Origin of the sequence: Pseudofrankia saprophytica (assembly GCF_000235425.2) — a bacterium.
Classification (GTDB): Bacteria; Actinomycetota; Actinomycetes; order Frankiales; family Frankiaceae; genus Pseudofrankia; species Pseudofrankia saprophytica.
The window spans coordinates 632402-648115 of the sequence record NZ_KI912267.1 but is presented as its reverse complement, the minus strand read 5'-3'; the positions used below and the strand labels follow the sequence as shown (position 1 = coordinate 648115).

The window sequence follows — 15714 nt, the reverse complement described above, 5'->3', positions numbered from 1 at the left end:
CGGGCCGTCAGCCAACGGGGCGGCGGGCGGGGCGGACCAGGGCCTCCTGGACGACGGTGGCGACGAGGGTGCCGGCCGCGTCGAAGAACTCGCCGATGGCCAGGCCCCTGGCGCCCGACGCGGTCGGGCTCTCCTGGTCGAACAGCAGCCACTCGTCGGCCCGGAACGGGCGGTGGAACCAGACCGCGTGGTCGAGCGAGGTCAGCTGCATGCCCTGGCCCACGCCGCCTTCCGGGCCGCGGATCGAGTGCGACAGCGTCAGGTCCGACATGTAGACCAGCGCGCAGGCGTGCGTGTGCTGGTCGTCCGGCAGCTTCTCGGTCACCCGCAGCCAGGCGCGCATCCGGGCGGGAGCGGGCTGTGAACCGCCGGAGGGCGCACCGGCCGGCTCGCCCTCGCCGCCAGTCGCCGCGGGCGGGGCCACCGGCGAGACGGCCCACACCTCGAAGCCGCGCCGGGCCCAGGCGCCGCGCCGCTCGTCGGCCCACTTCTTGCTGCCGACCCGCGGGCCGGCGTCGTCCCGCGGAGCGGCGTCGTCCCGCGGGGCGTGGGCCTCCGCCTGTTCGGGGGCGCTTGGCGCCCGGCCGTCGAACAGCGGGTGGCCGTCCGCGGGCGGCGGGACGTGTGGCGCCGGGCGCTGGTGGTCGACCGGGCTGTCCTCATGGCGGTGGAACGACGCGGACAGGACGAAGATGGCCTCGTCGTGCTGGACCGCGGTGATCCTCCGGGTGGTGAACGACTTCCCGTCGCGGATCCGCTCGACGTGGTAGTCGATCGGGCGGGTGGTGTCGCCGCCGCGGATGAAGTAGCTGTGCAGCGAGTGCACCGGCCGGTCCGGGTCGACGGTCGCCGTCGCCGCCACCAGCGCGTGCGCGGCGACCTGCCCGCCGAACGCCCGCAGCGGCGCGCCCTCGTGGCTGAGCCCGCGGAACAGGTCCGGCTCGGGCTGCTCGAGCGTCAGCAGGTCAAGGAAGGAGCCGGCCCCGTCCGCCGCCGTGCTCACATCGACCTCCGCGCTGTAGATCCACCTGGCCGCCGACGTCGCGGCCGTGATCCGTGGACCGCTCCCCGACGTTACCCGCCCGGCCGCCGCGCCGGCCTATGGTCATCGCCATAGCCGACCAGGCCTGTCCGGTTCTCGCCGGACCGGGCCGGTCGCGCTCCGCCCGTCCGGTGGCCTACTCGTCCGCCGTCTGCTGGGCCGCGAGCCGTCTGGCCTCGCGCTCGAAGCGCTCGGCCTCGGCTACCCGGTGGGCGCCCGCCGGGTAGCGGCCCCGCCGCGCCTCGACGGCGGCCCTGGCCTGGCGCAGGGCGTCGTCGCGCAGGGTGCCGTCGAGGTCGTCGCCCTCCTCGCTCAGGACGGCGGCGAGCAGTGCCCTCGCCAGCAGCAGTTCGGGCCAGCCGGGGTCGAGGTTCGCGCCGACGCGGCGGTTGGTCGCCAGCACATAGCGGATCTCCGAGGCCGCCTGGGACGGCTCGCCGGCGAGCAACAGCGCGTGCGCGTACACCAGCTGGGTGCGCAGCGTCGCGTCCGACGTCGCGCCGAACCGCTCCCGGCGGGCCGCCAGCACGGCCGCGGCCACCGCGCGCCCCTCGGCGATGAGTTCGTCGCGCGGCCGCGCCAGGTCGTCGCCGAGCACCGGGGGATAGCGGTCGTGCCCGGACTTCCAGGAGTCCGCGTCGACCGGCCCGGGACCAGGCCCCGGTGGGGTGGGGGAGTCGACGGTGCCGGAGTCGCCAGGGGAGGAATCGCCAGTGATGGAGTCGTCAGGGTCGGGCTCGGTGGGGTCGGCCCGCTCGGCGACCGTGAGGAGCGTCTGGGCGAGGATCACCTGCGCGATCCAGGTGAACGAGTGGTCCGCTCCCCAGACGGCGTGGCGGACCTGCACCTCCTCGCGCGCGATCTCGCAGGCGCGCCGCAGGTCGTCACGCCCACCTCGGTCACGCAGCGCTATGGCGAGGTTGGCGTGCGCCGTGCTGGTGCGGTCCGCCTTCGCGCCCAGGATCGCGAGCCGCCGCCGCCATTCGACCTCGTAGTTCTGCGCCGCCGCGTCCAGGTCCGCCGGGCCGCCGGACAACCGTGCATACCGGGCATACAGCGCCTTGATGCTCATCAGCGTGGTGTCGTGCCGGTCGAGCGTTGCCTCGGCGCGGGCGTGCAGCTCCGCCCAGACCCGCGCGGACTCGGCCACCGAGCGGGTGCGGCTGCGCAGCTCCTCGACGTTGTACTCGAGCAGCAGCGCGAGTGGGCCGGTGGGTCCGAGCGCGGCGCGGACCTCCTCGTGCAGCCCGACGAGCGGGCGCGGGTCGGCGGTCGCGTCCGTGTACGTCAGCACCGTCTGGGCTCGGCCGCGTAGTCGGCGCTCCAGCTCGTCGGCGCGCTCCGGCCCACCAGCCGGCGGCGAGGACGACAGCGTCATCGCTCCTCCCCGCCGGTCCGCTCGCCCGGATCATCGCGTCCATCCTCATCCAGGGGCCCTGGCGGGGTGCCGTCAGGGCTCGCCGGATCTGGCGACGCGGCCGGTCCTGGCCGCGTCAGCTGGTCGAGGACCGCGCGCAGCCGGGGGGAGAGCTCGTCGGCCATCCGGCGCCGCTCCTCGGTGGACAGCCCCGGCAGCAGGTGCTCCAGCTGGGTCAGCAGGTCGACGATGTCGGTGGTGATCTTCTCGGACTGGGCCGGCGGCCGGGTGACCAGCGTCGCGAGGCGACGGTGCACCGCGCCGAGCACGAAGGCCGGCCCCACTCCGCTCGCGCCGAGCGCGGTGCGGGCCACGGTCGTCAGCAGGCCGGTGACCTCGGCGAGCCGCGCGTCCCCGCCCGCGCCGTCGGCACGGGCGCGGCCGGGGCCAGGGTCGGCGAGCGTGAGCAGATCCTCGACGGCGGCCAGCGGTGGGGTGAACCCGGCCGCGCCCGCCAGCGGTGGCGAGCCCACCGCCCAGTCCGCCACGACCCGGACGAGGCTCGCCGCGGCGAGCCAGCGGTCGACGACGGCCAGGTCGTCGAGTGCCTCCAGCCAGCCCTCGCGGTGGGGCCAGTAGCTCCACACCTTCGTCTCCGTGACCAGCAGGTCGAGCACACGCTCCCCGTGGCGCCGTTCGTACAGCCGTGAGGACGACGCCGTGCGCAGCGTGCCCGCGAGCGACCCCGGGCTTTTCGGGCTTACGAGGTAGTAGAGGGTCGACGGCCGGCGCTGCCCGGCCGCGGCGGCCAGGGCGTCGCGCGCGAGGCCGTTGATCGACCCGTCGCTGGCGTCGAGGAACTGGACCAGCGTCTCGTAGTACCTGGTCCTCGTGTGCCAGTTCAACCGTTGGAGTGTCCCGCCGGTCTCCCGCCGCGCGGTATCGGGCCGGAAACGCGCGGCCCGATACCACCGCGCCACCGCGGTGTCCTCGAGTTCCGCTGTCAGTCGCACGATGGTTCCCCCGTCAGTCCCACCATGGCCTCATGTCACTGGTCAGCGTGCGAACAATGCGGCCGCGATCGTTGGCCCAACCGGGCGCGTAATGTCCACCGCGCCCCGATAATGCATCTATATGGCAAACCTCGACGGACGGTCGGGCGATGACGGCAGCCGCGCCGCCCGCCCGCCGTGCGTGCCCAATGTCAGGTGGAAAGTCAGCATAATGAAACCCGGCCAATGGTGGGCGGAGACGTCGGCGGACGCGCGCCAATGGGCCATCGGTGGCCAGCCTTCCGTGGTCCGCGCGGGCCTCGCCCACGTCGCGGGCCCGACCGTGCGTCCGTCGGAGACGAACCATGAACGGCACTGACCTCGCGGCCCTGCACGACGAGTTGCGGACGCTCGCTCGCGGCCGTGGCCTGCGGGCCGCGAACCTCGACGCCAGGACCGGGCCGTTGCTGCGCCACTACGCCGCGCTCGGCGACCTGCCCGGCGGCCCGTCGCGGTCCCGGCTGGTGGAGTGGCTCGGCGAGTGGCTGGAGGCGCTGCCCGAGGATCTGTGCCTGGTCGCCAGCGTCGCCCTCGGCGTGGACCCGCGAGCCGGCCACCGGCTGTTGACCGAGCGGCTCAACTGGCTCGCCGTCGAGTTCGACCGGGATCCGCGTACCCTGCGCCGCCGTGGCCAGGAGGCCTTCCGGCTGCTCGCCGAGATGATCATCACGGGTGCTGGCCCGAACGGTGCTGGCCCGAACGGCGTCGGGCAGGGACGCGACGAGCGGGCGCCGCGCGGTCCGGGAGCGGGCCCGGACCCGGCTGTCGGGACGACCGGTTGGTACGTGGAGCGGGTGCGAGCGTTGATGCGGCTCGACACGCCGACGCCCGAGCTGCTGGAGTCGAGGCGGATCGTCGCGGTGCGGGACGGGCTCGCGGAGGTGGCGGTGTCGATGAGCCTGCCCCGCCCGCCGGGCGCGCCGGCCAGCCCGCGCGGGCTCGAGGTGGACGTGATGTTCGGTGGCCGGATCGTCCGGCTCGACCGGCGGGGCGACACCCTCTTCTCCCCGGTGCTGCGGCTGCCGCATCCGCTGGGCGCCGAGGAGCGGCACGAGTTCGGGTGTGTGTGGCGGCTGCCGGAGGGTCAGCCGATGGCGCCGCGCTACGCCATGGTCCCGACGATCCGCTGCGACGCGCTGGACCTGCGGGTGCGGTTCCCGGACGGCGCCGATCCCGAGGTGCAGCGGCTGGACGGTCTGCCGCTGCGCGCGGTCGAGGACCCCGCCATCGACCTCACGGGCGTGCCACTGGACGGAGCGGGGGAGGCGTCGGCCCGCTTCGGCCCCCTCGCGCTCGGCCTGTGCTACGGCCTGCGCTGGACCTGAACGCCGTCCCGCGCGCGTGCCCCGGTCCCGCCGTGGATCAGTGAGCACGGGCGAGCTCGCCGGCCGACCCGCGCGGTGACCGGCGACGCCGACGTGTCATCCCGCGCGGGCCGTGTCGCTGGGCCGGCGTCAGGCGGTCCGTACCTGGCCCCCGCCGGTCTGGCTCATGCTCCTCGGCTCCTCGTTCTCGCCGCCGGTGCCGTCGCAGCGGGCCCACCCGGCGCCACCGCCGGTGGCGTCGGTGCTGATGGTCCTGGTAGTGGTGCTGGCGGTCTCGGCGGTCTTCCCTGACCCGCGCATGCTGCTGCCCATCTCCTGTCCCGTGTTTGTGTGCTTGGCCGGCGGTTCCGCCGGCCAGCCGCGCCGCGAGCCACCGCCCGCGGCCGACGCCTCCCCGTACCAGGCGTCGACCGCCCTGTGGCCGCGGCGCGTTCTCAGAAGATCCGTCGATATGGACCTCGCCCCACCGGCGGACCTGCCGGGCGGGGATCCGGAAACCCCGGCAGCGACGGCGACGCCGCGGCCGGGGCAACCAGCTGGCTGGTCGTGGTGACCAGAATGTGCCCAAGATGTCGAGATGTGTGAGACAGGAGCTGGACAACTTGCCTCAGCGGATCGCCCGGTTGAGGGCGATTCGTCTCGACTGGACAAATGTCGGCCACATCGGCACCTTGTGGGTCCTGGGTGAGCCGGACTGGCGAGCCGCCGTGCCCGCCCGTCGCAGCGGGCGGCGGGCGGCGGGCGGCTCTATCGGTTGCTCGGTTCCATCGCATCCCCCGATCGGTTGGCGTCATCGCTGCCGTCTCCGGCGACGCCAGTAGACCAGTCCCGTCTGCCGCGGAAATGGTCGAAATACGGGGAGCGGGCAGATTCGTCCGGTGTCGCCGGCCCTGGCCGGCGGGCGGCCGGAGCGCGAAGGGCCGGACGCGTGGAAGTCCGTGCGCGGAAGTCGGCGCGCGCAGGTCAGCGACCGTTTGGGTCAGTGCCCGGAGGTCGCGTCTGCGCGGCGTCTGGTCTGTGTCGCAACCGCGTCTGACCGCTCTTGGTCAGCAGAGCCGGGCGGCCAGGAGGCAGGCGTCGGCGTCTCGCCGGGACTCCGCCGAGGGCTCCTGGCCCTGGGACGGACGGCCGCCGGACAACTCGGCGAGCAGCGCGTCACAGGCGGCCGCGAGTGGCGGGACGCCGGCGAAGGCGCTGGAGACGGCGGCCGCGAGCGCGTCGAGGCGCTCGGCGAGCGGTGTGCCCGACCCGTCGACCAGACCGGCCGAGTAGAACAGGACGGTCGCGCCGACCGGCATCGTGATGGTGCTCTGCGCGTACTCGGTTCCGGCCCGCCCGTCGACGTCCCCGCCGGCGCTTACCCCGGGACCGGCTCCCGGCGCGGCCCCGAGCAGCGGGCCGTGCACGTCGCCGAGGAACGACACCGCCCCGTCGGAGCCGACGAGCACCGGCGGCGGGTGGCCAGCGTTGCACCAGGTCAGGTGGCCGGTCGGGATGTCGAACCGGGCCGTCACGGCCGAGGCGATCGCTTGGTGGCCACCCGCGAACAGCACGTCCGCCAGCCGGGTGGTGATCTCGGACGGCGGCAGGTCGAGCAGGGCGTAGGCGCGGGTCGCGTGGCACAGCTCCGCCATCAGCGCCGCGGCGCCGGGGCCGTGCCCGCCCACGTCACCGAGGTCGAGGACGGCGGTGTCCGCCGAGAGCGCCGTGATGTCGTACCAGTCGCCCCCGACGCGTTCGGGATCGCTCGCCGCCGCCCGCCGCGCGGTCACGTCCAGGCCGGGCAGGACCGGGAGCCGCCTGGGCGGCAGCGACTCCCACACCGACCGCGCCGCGGCCAGCGCTACCGGGTGCGTGTCGACGCCGGACGGTGTCGAAGACCCGGCCGACATGTCGACCATGCCGACGCCGCGAGGCCCGGCCGGAGCCGACTCCGCCATGTCCAGGCTGGCTGGGGGGTGGGGGTGGGCGCGGGCGGCGGCGTCGGCGGTGACCACGGCCGCCAGCGCGCCGGGGAGCTCGTGGGCCACCGCCGCGGAGACGGTCTGGGTGAGCGCCTGCTCCAGAGCGGTGGCCAGCCCGCCCGCCATCATCTCGGTGAACGACTCGTTGATCGACTCGGTGAGGGTGTCGGTGAGTGACTCCGCCACCGCCTCGCCCAGCGCCGCCGCAATGATCGCGTCCACCACGGCGCCGGAGGCACCGCTCATCGTGCCGGCTCCGCCCATCGCGCCGGGTCTGGCCGGGTCGCCGGGAGTGGTCGCCGGGCCGGACCCGACCGGGGCCGTGGCGGTCGCCGCCTTGGCAGCCGCCCGTTTGCCGGTCTTCTTGCCGATCTTGCCGGCGCCCTTGCTGTCGTGCTTCGCCCCGCGCGCCTTCTTCGCCGTGTCCCGAGGCTTCGCTGTGTCCCCTGGCTTCGCTGTGTCCCGCGGCCCTGCTGTCTCCCGCGGCGTCGACGCGGGCCGGTCCAGGTCCGCGCTCAGGGCACCGTGGCCAGCCTTATGGGCGTTCTTGGTCGCTGCTCGTCCCATGCCCACCCCGGTTGAGTCGGTTCCACCGACTGCCGGGGTACCCGGCCCGACCGGAGAAAACCGCGACCGTTGGCCGCCGGCTGTGACAGGCCGCGCACAGGGGTGGATATCGTGCTGGCACTGGTCGTGGGTGGGGGAGCGCATGCCGGGTCACGGGAGCGGCGACGGGCCGCTGGTGTTGCGGGCGCGCCTGGACGAGACGGCGCCGGATTCCGCGCGCGGGTGGGCCTGGAGGCTGTTCGGCGCCGACGGTCATGTGGCGGGAGACCCCGGTGCCGGGCCGGACGCCGGCCTGGACCACCTCGCGCGGCTGCTCGGCGAGCTGGTCCCCCCGGTGACCGTCGAGGTCCGGGTGCCGCCGGTCGCCGCCGACCTGCTCGCGCTGCCGCTGGAGGAGATCCCCGCCGGGGGCGCAACGCTCGCGAAGGAGGGCGTGACCTTCGTCCGGATCATCGAGCCGGGGGACGAGGCCGGCGGCGACAGCTGGGCCGCGTCCGGCTCGGGCCGGACGCGGGCGCGCGTGCGCCGGCCAGGGGACTCCACCGGGCCGGTCACGGCACCAGTACGCATCCTGGCCGTGTTCGGCCAGCCAGACTGGGACGACGGGACGTCGCAGCGCACGGCACGCGACGCGCTGCGCGCCCTGGTGAACGACCTCGTAGCCCGGTCGAACAGGGCGCTCGAGCTGCGGGTCCTGCACTATGGGGCACAGACATCCTGGATCCGCGCCGCCGTGGAGGACCAGGACGGCTGGGACATCGTGCACGTGGCCGGCCGGTTCGCGGCCGCCGGGGCCGGCGAGGCGGACGGCGACGCCTTCGTGCCGGGCGTGGACCTCGTTCCCCTGCTCCGGCCGTTCCGCCGCCGGCTGAAGCTGCTGGTGCTCGCGCCGTCCGGGCCCGTGACGGCGGCGTCAGCGGTGGACGGATGGGCCCTGCCGGCCTCGCTGCCCGCGGGGATCGCGGTCGCCCTGCGGGTGGCCGATAGGCTGGGCTGCGCCGTGCTCGCGCCGCTTGGCGACGACGTCGACGGGGAGGCCGCCGCCGCGTTCACGACGAACTTCTACGAACGGCTGCTCGGCAGGGGCCAGGCACTCACAGCGGCGGTACGGGGCGCGACCGAGGCCGCGGACCTGGCGGCGCCTGACATCGCTGGTTCTGGTGCTCGTGCGGGCGCCGCCGGCCGGCGCGGCGGAGCCGCCTTCGCGCTGTTCGGCGAGTCCAGTTCCACGCTGGCCTTCCGGCTGCCGGAAGACCCTGGGCCGGCCACCGGGCCGGCATCGGTGAGGATGGAGGGCTTCCCAGCGTGGGCTGGTGATCGACCCGCTGGCCCCGTGCCCGCCGGAGTCCTCAACCGGGCGGCACGGCTGCTGGCCCCCGCGCGGCTCGTGGGCGGTGCGCGGCCGAACGGGGTGCCACCGGTCGGACTGGTGCTCGTCGGACCTCCTGGTGCGGATCCGGCCGGCTGGGCGGTCGAACTCGCGCGCGAGGCCGAGGGCTGGTTCCGTGCGTTCTGCTGGTACTCGGCGGCCGACTCCGCCAGTTCGCGGCATGGACAGCCGGCCGCCCTGAGCGAACTACGCGTCGGGCTGGCCCAGGCCCTCGACACCCAGGCCGAGCCGTTCCAGCTGGGCCTGTACGAGGCGGCGCGTGGTCACCAGGCCGTGGCCAGGCAGGGGCCGAGGTTCACCGCCATCCTCGGCCGGTCGGCGATTCTCCTGGTCGTCACCCTCGACGAGCTGCTCACGCAGAACGCCACGTTCCGTGACGGCTTCCTGAGGGATGTCCTGCACGCCGCCGTCGGCCACCGGGGCCCGTCACGGCTGGTGCTGTGCGGTGAGCGTGTTCCCGCCGACCTGCTCCCCGACATCGTCGACGGCCGTGTGGTCGTCGAGCACCTGGACGCGCCGGCGCCCGACGGGCCCGTCCCGGGGACGTCGCCGGCCGGGGCCGGTATGCCGGCGCCCGGCACGCCGGCCCCACCTGACAGCGGCCGCCCGCCTGGAGCGAGTGGCCCGCCCGGGCGATGGCCCTCCGCGCCGGCGTCCGGGCGGCGGCCGCCGCCCCTGCCTCTGCCCCTGCCCAGGACCGTCGTGCAGGTCGACGTGGTCGGCTACAGCGAACGCGACGACCAGGCTCAGCTCGACCTGGTCCGAGCGCTGGAGGAGGTCGTCGACGATGCGATCGGCCGGGCCGGGATCGAGCCCGACGAATTCCCACGGCAGTCGCGGGGCGACGGTTTTCTCGGCGCCGTGTCGCCGATGGTGCCGGCGGCACTCGTCGCGTCCCGGTTCGTGCGGGAGCTGTGGATCGGCCTGCGTCGGCACAACGCGACGAGAAACGCGCAGGGGCGGATCCGGCTGCGGCTGGCGCTGCACCGAGGCGATGTCATCCTGGACCGGGCGGTGTGGGCGGGCAGCGCGGTGGTCGTCGCGACCAGACTCGTCGACGCGTCCCCGGTCCGCCAGGCGCTTCACGACGACCCCGCCGCGGACCTGGCGTTGATCGTTTCGGAGACGTTCTTCGAGACGGTGATCCGCCAGAAGTACCTCGACCTGGACCCGGACGCGTTCCGGCAGGTCGTGGTGGCCAACCCCAAGTACGACGGAACGGCCTGGCTCAGCATGCCCGGTAGCCCGCCAGCCCTTCCCGCCCGGCCGCCGGGCCCGACGGCCCCCGGGCCCGGCGGCCTGGACGCCGAGGCCACCGACCCCACCGACCCCACCGAGCAGGTGCTCTCAGTGGCGCCTGCGACGCCGGGCACGGTGGCTCCGGCGCCGAGGCCCGCGGCACTGGTATCGGAGCCCGAGATGAAATCGGAAGGAGCAGGCGTGACGGATGCCTCGGCGCGGCAGGCCCCGCCTGCGGCTGGCGCGGAGGACGGCCCGGAGATCTCGCTGACGCCCGACGAGGAGCGCGTGCTCATCGAGGCGCTGGCCGCGAACTACGGGTCGGAACTGGCGGCGGCGCCGCTGCTGTACGGGCGGCTCGGGCTTCGGCGTGGGACGTTGAACCCCTTCGGCGGCGAGCGGCCGAACCTCGTCTGGTGGGCGATCTACACCGATCTCCGGGCCGGCCGCATCGCGAAGCCGGGGCGCAGGTTGGTCGTCGAGGTCCTGCGCGACTATCCCCACCTCGAGTCGCTGCGGGCCGTCGCCCGCCGCCACGGCCTGGTCGAAGGCTGACCAGGCGACTGCCGGTTGTCTCGCGGGAGCGGGATTAGTTCGGGGCGCTGACGCGATACTTCAGGCATGGAACGCGTGTCGGCTGACCGGTTGGACGACTCCTTGGCCGCCCGCGCAGGCACCAGGAGCGCTGAGGATGCCAGGAGCGCTGAGGATGACGCCGCGGCGGCGCGGTGCTCGGTGCCCGGATCTCCGAACGGCGGCGCGCCCAGCGGCGACCGCGCGATCTCCAGCCTGATCGCGCCGGCAGGCTCGGTGGAGCGGACCGGCGGCCTGGTCGCGTCGGCGGTACCAGCGGTACCGGCACCGCCGGCGGCACTGGCGGCGCCGGCTCGGCTCGACGAGCGGCCGTCGCGTGGGGATGTGGCCGCGCCGGTGGTGCTGGTCGAGTACGGGGACTTCCAGTGCCCGTACTGCGCGCAGGCGGCGCCGGTGCTGCACGAGCTGGTGGAGCAGGACGGGGCGCTGGTACGGCACGAGTTCCGGCACTTCCCGGTGTTCGAGATCCATCCGTACGCGCTGACGGCGGCGCTCGCCGCCGAGGCGGCATACGCGCATGGCAAGTTCTGGCAGATGCACGACCTGCTGTTCGCCCACCAGGACCGGCTCAAGGACGTCGACCTGCGGATCCGCGCCGAGCGTCTCGGCCTCGACCCCGACCTCGTCGTCGGCGACGCGGCCCAGCCCTACGGCGACGCCGTCGAGGTGGACTACGAGCGGGGCATCGCCGAGGGCGTGCGCGGCACCCCGACGCTGTTCATCAACGGCCAGATGTTCCGCGGCCGCCCCGAACTGTCGGCGCTGCGCCGTGCGGTCCGCGTGGCCGCCACGTCCGCCCTGGTGGCGGAGCCGGCCCCCGTGCCGACGCCGGTGCCCGTGCTCGCCGGATCCGCCGGGGCGCTGTTCGCGGACGACGGCGACCTGGCGGGCCCGGGGGATCCCGCGGGCCCGGTGGCGCCGGCCGCTGGCCGCGCCCGCTGGTGGGCGCCCTGGGCCGCACGCCGCTGACCGACGCGCCAGGCCTGCCGCCGGGGCATCGGACCTTCCAGAGGCGTCAGCTCCAGCGGGCGGGGACCGCCGGGGGGCGCCAGGGCCGGGGCGGGAGCGGTGGCGGGAGGCCCTCGCTGTCCGGGGAGCACAGCGGCATCCGCTCGCCGAGGAAGCGCAGCAGGATGCTGCCGAGGGTCGCGGCGATGAGTGAGCCGACCAGGATGCCGATCTTCGCCTGGTCGCGCAGCGCCTCGTCGTCGAACGCGAGCTGGGTGATGAACAGCGAGATCGTGAAGCCGATCCCGGCGAGGACCGACGCACCCAGCACGTGCCCGTAGCGGACCTGGCCGGGCAGGACGCCGAGCCCGGTGCGGACCGCGCAGGTCGCGGCCAGGGTGATGCCGACGGCATTGCCGATCAGCAGCGCCACCACGACGCCGTGCGTCACCGGCGAGCTGGCCGCCGTCCGCAGCGTCTCGCCGTTCAGGTGCACCCCCGCGTTCGCCAGCCCGAACAGCGGGACGACGACGAACGCGCTGACCGGGTGCAGGAGGTTCTGCAGCCGCTCGTTCGGCGCGACCGCCGCCCGCGCCGCCGACACCGCCAGCGCGGACCGCGACGCCGTCGAGTCCTCCTGGAGCGCCCGTACGAACACCGGCACGTTGTCGATCTGCTCCCGCCGGGGTGGGAACGCCGGCACCAACAGGCCGATCAGCACGCCGGCCAGCGTCGCGTGCACCCCGGAGGCGTGCACCGCGAGCCACAGCAGCGCCGCGGCGATCAGGTAGGGCGAGAGCTGCCAGACCCCCATCCAGCGCAGCGCGAGGATCGCGGCCACCGCGGCGGCCGCCAGGATCAGCGCCATGGCGTTGACATGATCGGAGTAGAAGACGGCGACGACGGTGATCGCGCCGATGTCGTCGACGACCGCCAGCGTCAGCATGAACAGGCGCAGCCGGTCGGGGCAGCGCGGCCCGAACAGCGCGAGGATCCCGAGGACGAACGCGGTGTCCGTCGACATCGCGATGCCCCAGCCGGCACCGCCGGCGCCGGACCGGTTGAACAGCCAGTAGACCAGCACCGGGGTGACGAGCCCGCCGACCGCCCCCAGCGCCGGCACCGCCACCGACCGCCGGTCGCGTAGCTCCCCGGTCGTCGCCTCCCGGCTGATCTCCAGGCCGACGACCATGAAGAAGATCGCCATCGCGCCGTCGTTCACCCAGTCGTGCACGGTGAGACGCAGCGAGGCCTCGCCGAACGCCAGCGTCGTCGACGTCTCCCAGAAGTGCTCGTAGCTCGACGACCAGGGCGAGTTGGCCCAGAGCAGGGCGAGGACGGTCGTGCCGAGCAGCAGCACCGCGCTGCCCGCCTCGGTCGCGAGGAACTCCCGCACCGCCGGCGCCGGCCCCGGAATGCTCACCCGCAACGCCGGCCCCGGCCGCGGCGGAGCCGTCACCGCCCACCGCCCCTTCGCCCAGAGCCGATCCGCGCCCACCGCTGCCCGAGGATCACTTGCCCGAGGATCACTGCCCTCCCACCCGACGAAACACCCCACCGCCCGGCCGAAACCGGCTAGCCCCGCCGCAAGCGTATCGACGTCCCGTTCCCGGCCCGGCTCCAGCGATGACGGTCACCCTCGTCGACGACGATATGATCTACGCTGCCCGTTCCGTCGCACATGGAACCGGTTCGGCAACCGTTCCACAGACTGCTCGTATCCGTTTGGAGGAAGCCCCGTGAGCAGCCGGGTCGAGACACTGGAGTTTCAGGCGGAGGCGCGTCAGCTTCTGCAGCTCATGGTCCATTCGATCTATTCGAACAAGGACATATTTCTGCGGGAACTGATCTCCAACGCGTCCGATGCCCTGGACAAGCTGCGTATCGCGTCGCTGGTCGATGGCGGCCCGCAGGTCGACGGCGCCGATCTGCGCATCGAGATCGAGGCCGACCGGGAGAAGCGCACGCTGACCGTGCGCGACAACGGCATCGGGATGTCCCGCGACGAGGTCGTCGGGCTCATCGGCACCATCGCCAAGTCCGGGACGGCCGAGCTGCTGCGCAGACTGCGGGAGTCGAGCGACGCCGCGGCGTCGTCCGATCTCATCGGGCAGTTCGGCGTCGGCTTCTACTCCACCTTCATGGTCGCCGACAAGGTCACCCTCCTCACCGGGCGGGTCGGCGAGGACGGCGGCACCCGATGGGAGTCGGACGGCGAGGGCACCTATGTCATCGAGGCGGTGGACGACGCGCCGCGGGGCACCGCGGTCACGGTTCACCTGAAGCCCGAGGACAGTGAGGACCGCCTCTTCGACTACACCGACGAGGCGAAGATCCGGGAGATCGTCAAGCGCTACTCCGACTTCATCGCCTGGCCCATCCGGCTGGTATCCAGGCCCGGCGAGGGCGGCGGGAGCGCGGAAGGCGACGAGCCGGGCGAGAGCAGCGAGGCCGGCGAGGCCGGTGAGAAGGCCGACGACCGGCCGCTCAACTCGATGAAGGCGCTCTGGGCCCGGCCACAGAGCGAGGTCGACAAGGCCGAGTACACCGAGTTCTACCGGCACCTCAGCCATGACTGGACCGACCCGCTCGAGGTCATCCACATGAAGGGCGAGGGGACCTTCGAGTACGAGGCGCTGTTGTTCCTCCCGTCGCGCGCGCCGTTCGACCTGTTCACCCGGGACGCCAGGCGGGGTGTCCAGCTGTACGTGAAGCGCGTCTTCATCATGGACGACTGCGCGGAGCTGCTGCCGAACTACCTGCGCTTCGTCAGGGGCGTCGTCGACGCGCACGACCTGTCGCTCAACATCTCCCGGGAGATCCTCCAGCAGGACCGCCGGATCCAGCTCGTGCGCCGCCGGCTGGTCAAGAAGGTGCTCGCCTCGGTCAGGGCCCTCCAGGAGAACGACGCGGAACGCTACCGCACCTTCTGGAAGGAGTTCGGCGCCGCGGTCAAGGAGGGCCTCGTCGAGGACATCGACAACCAGGAGGCGATCCTCGACATCGTCTCGGTGGACTCGACGCGTGACGCCGAGCAGGCGACGACCCTGCGCGAGTACGTCGAGCGGATGAAGGACGGGCAGAACGAGATCTACTACCTGACCGGCGACTCGCGGGCGATGATCGAGAACTCGCCGCACATGGAGGCGTTCCAGGCCAGGGGCTACGAGGTCCTGATCCTGACCGACCCGATCGACGAGATCTGGGTCGAGCGGGTGGCGCAGTACGACGGCAGGCCGCTGAAGTCGATCGCCAAGGGTCAGGTCGACCTCGACACCGACGACGAGAAGGAGAGCGGCGAGCCTGAGCGGGAACAGCGGCGCAAGGACTTCGCCGCCCTGCTGGCCTGGCTGGGGGACAAACTCCAGGACGACGTGAAGGAGGCCCGCCTGTCCACCCGTCTCACCACCTCGCCGGCCTGCCTCGTGGGCGACACGTTCGACATGACCCCGGCCCTGGAGAAGATGTACCGCGCCATGGGGCAGAACGTGCCGCACCCTCGGCGCATTCTGGAGCTCAATCCGACCCATCCGCTGGTCGTGGGGCTGCGCAAGGCACACGAGCAGGACCCGGACTCCGACGCGCTCGCCGAGACGGCGGACCTGCTATACGGCCTGGCGCTGCTCGCCGAGGGCGGAGAACTGCGCGATCCGGCCCGCTTCACCCGCCTCCTCGCCGACCGCCTGGCCAGCGCGCTCTGACCCGGCTCGGCTCCCGCCCGCCGGCCGCACATCCGCGTCTGGTCCGTGCCGACACGGGCCAGACGCGGATGGCGGCGACCGCGGGAGGCTGGCGAGCCGGCTCGAGTTCTAGGCGGCGGGGACCTCCGCGGCGGCCAGGGCGGCGGTGAGGGCTTCGTCGACCTGGGGGATGTTCCTGCCGGTGGCGCGGATGAGACCGGGGATGGAGCGGTAGTTGGCCTCGACCGTGCCGTTCTCGACGAGGTATTCGACGTAGCCGATCTCGCTCAGGCCGCCAAGCATGACGTGGTCGTCGACCGCGGCGAAGGCCGTCGACGGGGACCAGATCTCGACGATCTCGCCGCGCCGGTGGTGGCGGTAGGCGTGCAGGTGGCCGGAGCCGACGGCGCGCAGCTCGACGCCCTCGAACAACGCCAGCAGCCGCTCCCGGTCGGCGGGCGCGAGGTCGAGCTGGTGGTCGATCGGCTCGTCCAGCACCGCCCACACCTGCTTGTGCAGAAAGAGCAGCACGGGTGCGTCGGCGGCCAGGAACAGG

General features: G+C 73.6%; 11 protein-coding genes. 4 read left to right on the top strand and 7 right to left on the bottom strand.

Features of this window, described 5'->3' with window-relative positions; all coding sequences use genetic code 11:
- Positions 1 to 7: 7 nt before the first annotated feature.
- The 3 genes from FRCN3DRAFT_RS0237225 to FRCN3DRAFT_RS0237215 all read right to left on the bottom strand — a co-directional run bounded on the left by FRCN3DRAFT_RS0237225 (position 8) and on the right by FRCN3DRAFT_RS0237215 (position 3412).
- On the bottom strand, positions 8 to 1003 hold the full coding sequence (locus tag FRCN3DRAFT_RS0237225; RefSeq protein WP_007515276.1) for an acyl-CoA thioesterase: 996 nt from the start codon (positions 1001 to 1003) through the stop codon (positions 8 to 10).
- Positions 1004 to 1178: 175 nt separating this feature from the next.
- Complete coding sequence (locus FRCN3DRAFT_RS0237220; protein WP_007515277.1) at positions 1179 to 2420, bottom strand: hypothetical protein; 1242 nt, start codon at positions 2418 to 2420, stop codon at positions 1179 to 1181.
- Positions 2417 to 3412, bottom strand: coding sequence for a hypothetical protein (locus tag FRCN3DRAFT_RS0237215; RefSeq protein WP_007515278.1), 996 nt, complete (start codon positions 3410 to 3412; stop codon positions 2417 to 2419). Before FRCN3DRAFT_RS0237215 ends, FRCN3DRAFT_RS0237220 begins: the two co-directional genes overlap by 4 nt.
- A 344-nt stretch (positions 3413 to 3756) precedes the next feature.
- On the opposite strand from FRCN3DRAFT_RS0237215, the gene FRCN3DRAFT_RS0237210 reads away from it, so the two are divergent.
- Positions 3757 to 4776, top strand: coding sequence for a hypothetical protein (locus FRCN3DRAFT_RS0237210; protein WP_007515279.1), 1020 nt, complete (start codon positions 3757 to 3759; stop codon positions 4774 to 4776).
- A 129-nt stretch (positions 4777 to 4905) separates the two neighbouring features.
- Here the strand turns inward: FRCN3DRAFT_RS0237210 and FRCN3DRAFT_RS48110 are convergent, their stop codons facing one another.
- Together FRCN3DRAFT_RS48110 and FRCN3DRAFT_RS50275 are read right to left on the bottom strand one after the other, a co-directional pair.
- A complete protein-coding gene (locus FRCN3DRAFT_RS48110) occupies positions 4906 to 5088 on the bottom strand; it encodes a hypothetical protein (protein WP_035931136.1) in 183 nt (60 codons plus the stop codon).
- Positions 5089 to 5822: 734 nt separating this feature from the next.
- On the bottom strand, positions 5823 to 7307 hold the full coding sequence (locus tag FRCN3DRAFT_RS50275; RefSeq protein WP_007515281.1) for a PP2C family protein-serine/threonine phosphatase: 1485 nt from the start codon (positions 7305 to 7307) through the stop codon (positions 5823 to 5825).
- Between the two features lie 142 nt (positions 7308 to 7449).
- Between FRCN3DRAFT_RS50275 and FRCN3DRAFT_RS50270 the strand changes: the two genes are divergently transcribed.
- Positions 7450 to 10491 (top strand): effector-associated domain EAD1-containing protein, encoded by a 3042-nt coding sequence (locus tag FRCN3DRAFT_RS50270; RefSeq protein WP_007515282.1) that lies wholly within the window; start codon positions 7450 to 7452, stop codon positions 10489 to 10491.
- Between the two features lie 66 nt (positions 10492 to 10557).
- Complete coding sequence (locus FRCN3DRAFT_RS50820) at positions 10558 to 11499, top strand: DsbA family protein (protein WP_083401859.1); 942 nt, start codon at positions 10558 to 10560, stop codon at positions 11497 to 11499.
- A 46-nt stretch (positions 11500 to 11545) separates the two neighbouring features.
- Here FRCN3DRAFT_RS50820 and nhaA read toward each other — a convergent pair whose 3' ends face one another.
- A complete protein-coding gene (nhaA, locus tag FRCN3DRAFT_RS0237185; protein ID WP_007515284.1) occupies positions 11546 to 12937 on the bottom strand; it encodes a Na+/H+ antiporter NhaA in 1392 nt (463 codons plus the stop codon).
- A 280-nt stretch (positions 12938 to 13217) separates the two neighbouring features.
- On the opposite strand from nhaA, the gene htpG reads away from it, so the two are divergent.
- On the top strand, positions 13218 to 15179 hold the full coding sequence (gene htpG / locus FRCN3DRAFT_RS0237180; RefSeq protein WP_007515285.1) for a molecular chaperone HtpG: 1962 nt from the start codon (positions 13218 to 13220) through the stop codon (positions 15177 to 15179).
- A 108-nt stretch (positions 15180 to 15287) separates the two neighbouring features.
- On the opposite strand, the gene FRCN3DRAFT_RS48090 is transcribed toward htpG, so the two are convergent.
- Positions 15288 to 15689, bottom strand: coding sequence for a hypothetical protein (locus FRCN3DRAFT_RS48090; protein ID WP_007515286.1), 402 nt, complete (start codon positions 15687 to 15689; stop codon positions 15288 to 15290).
- Between the last annotated feature and the right edge of the window lie 25 nt (positions 15690 to 15714).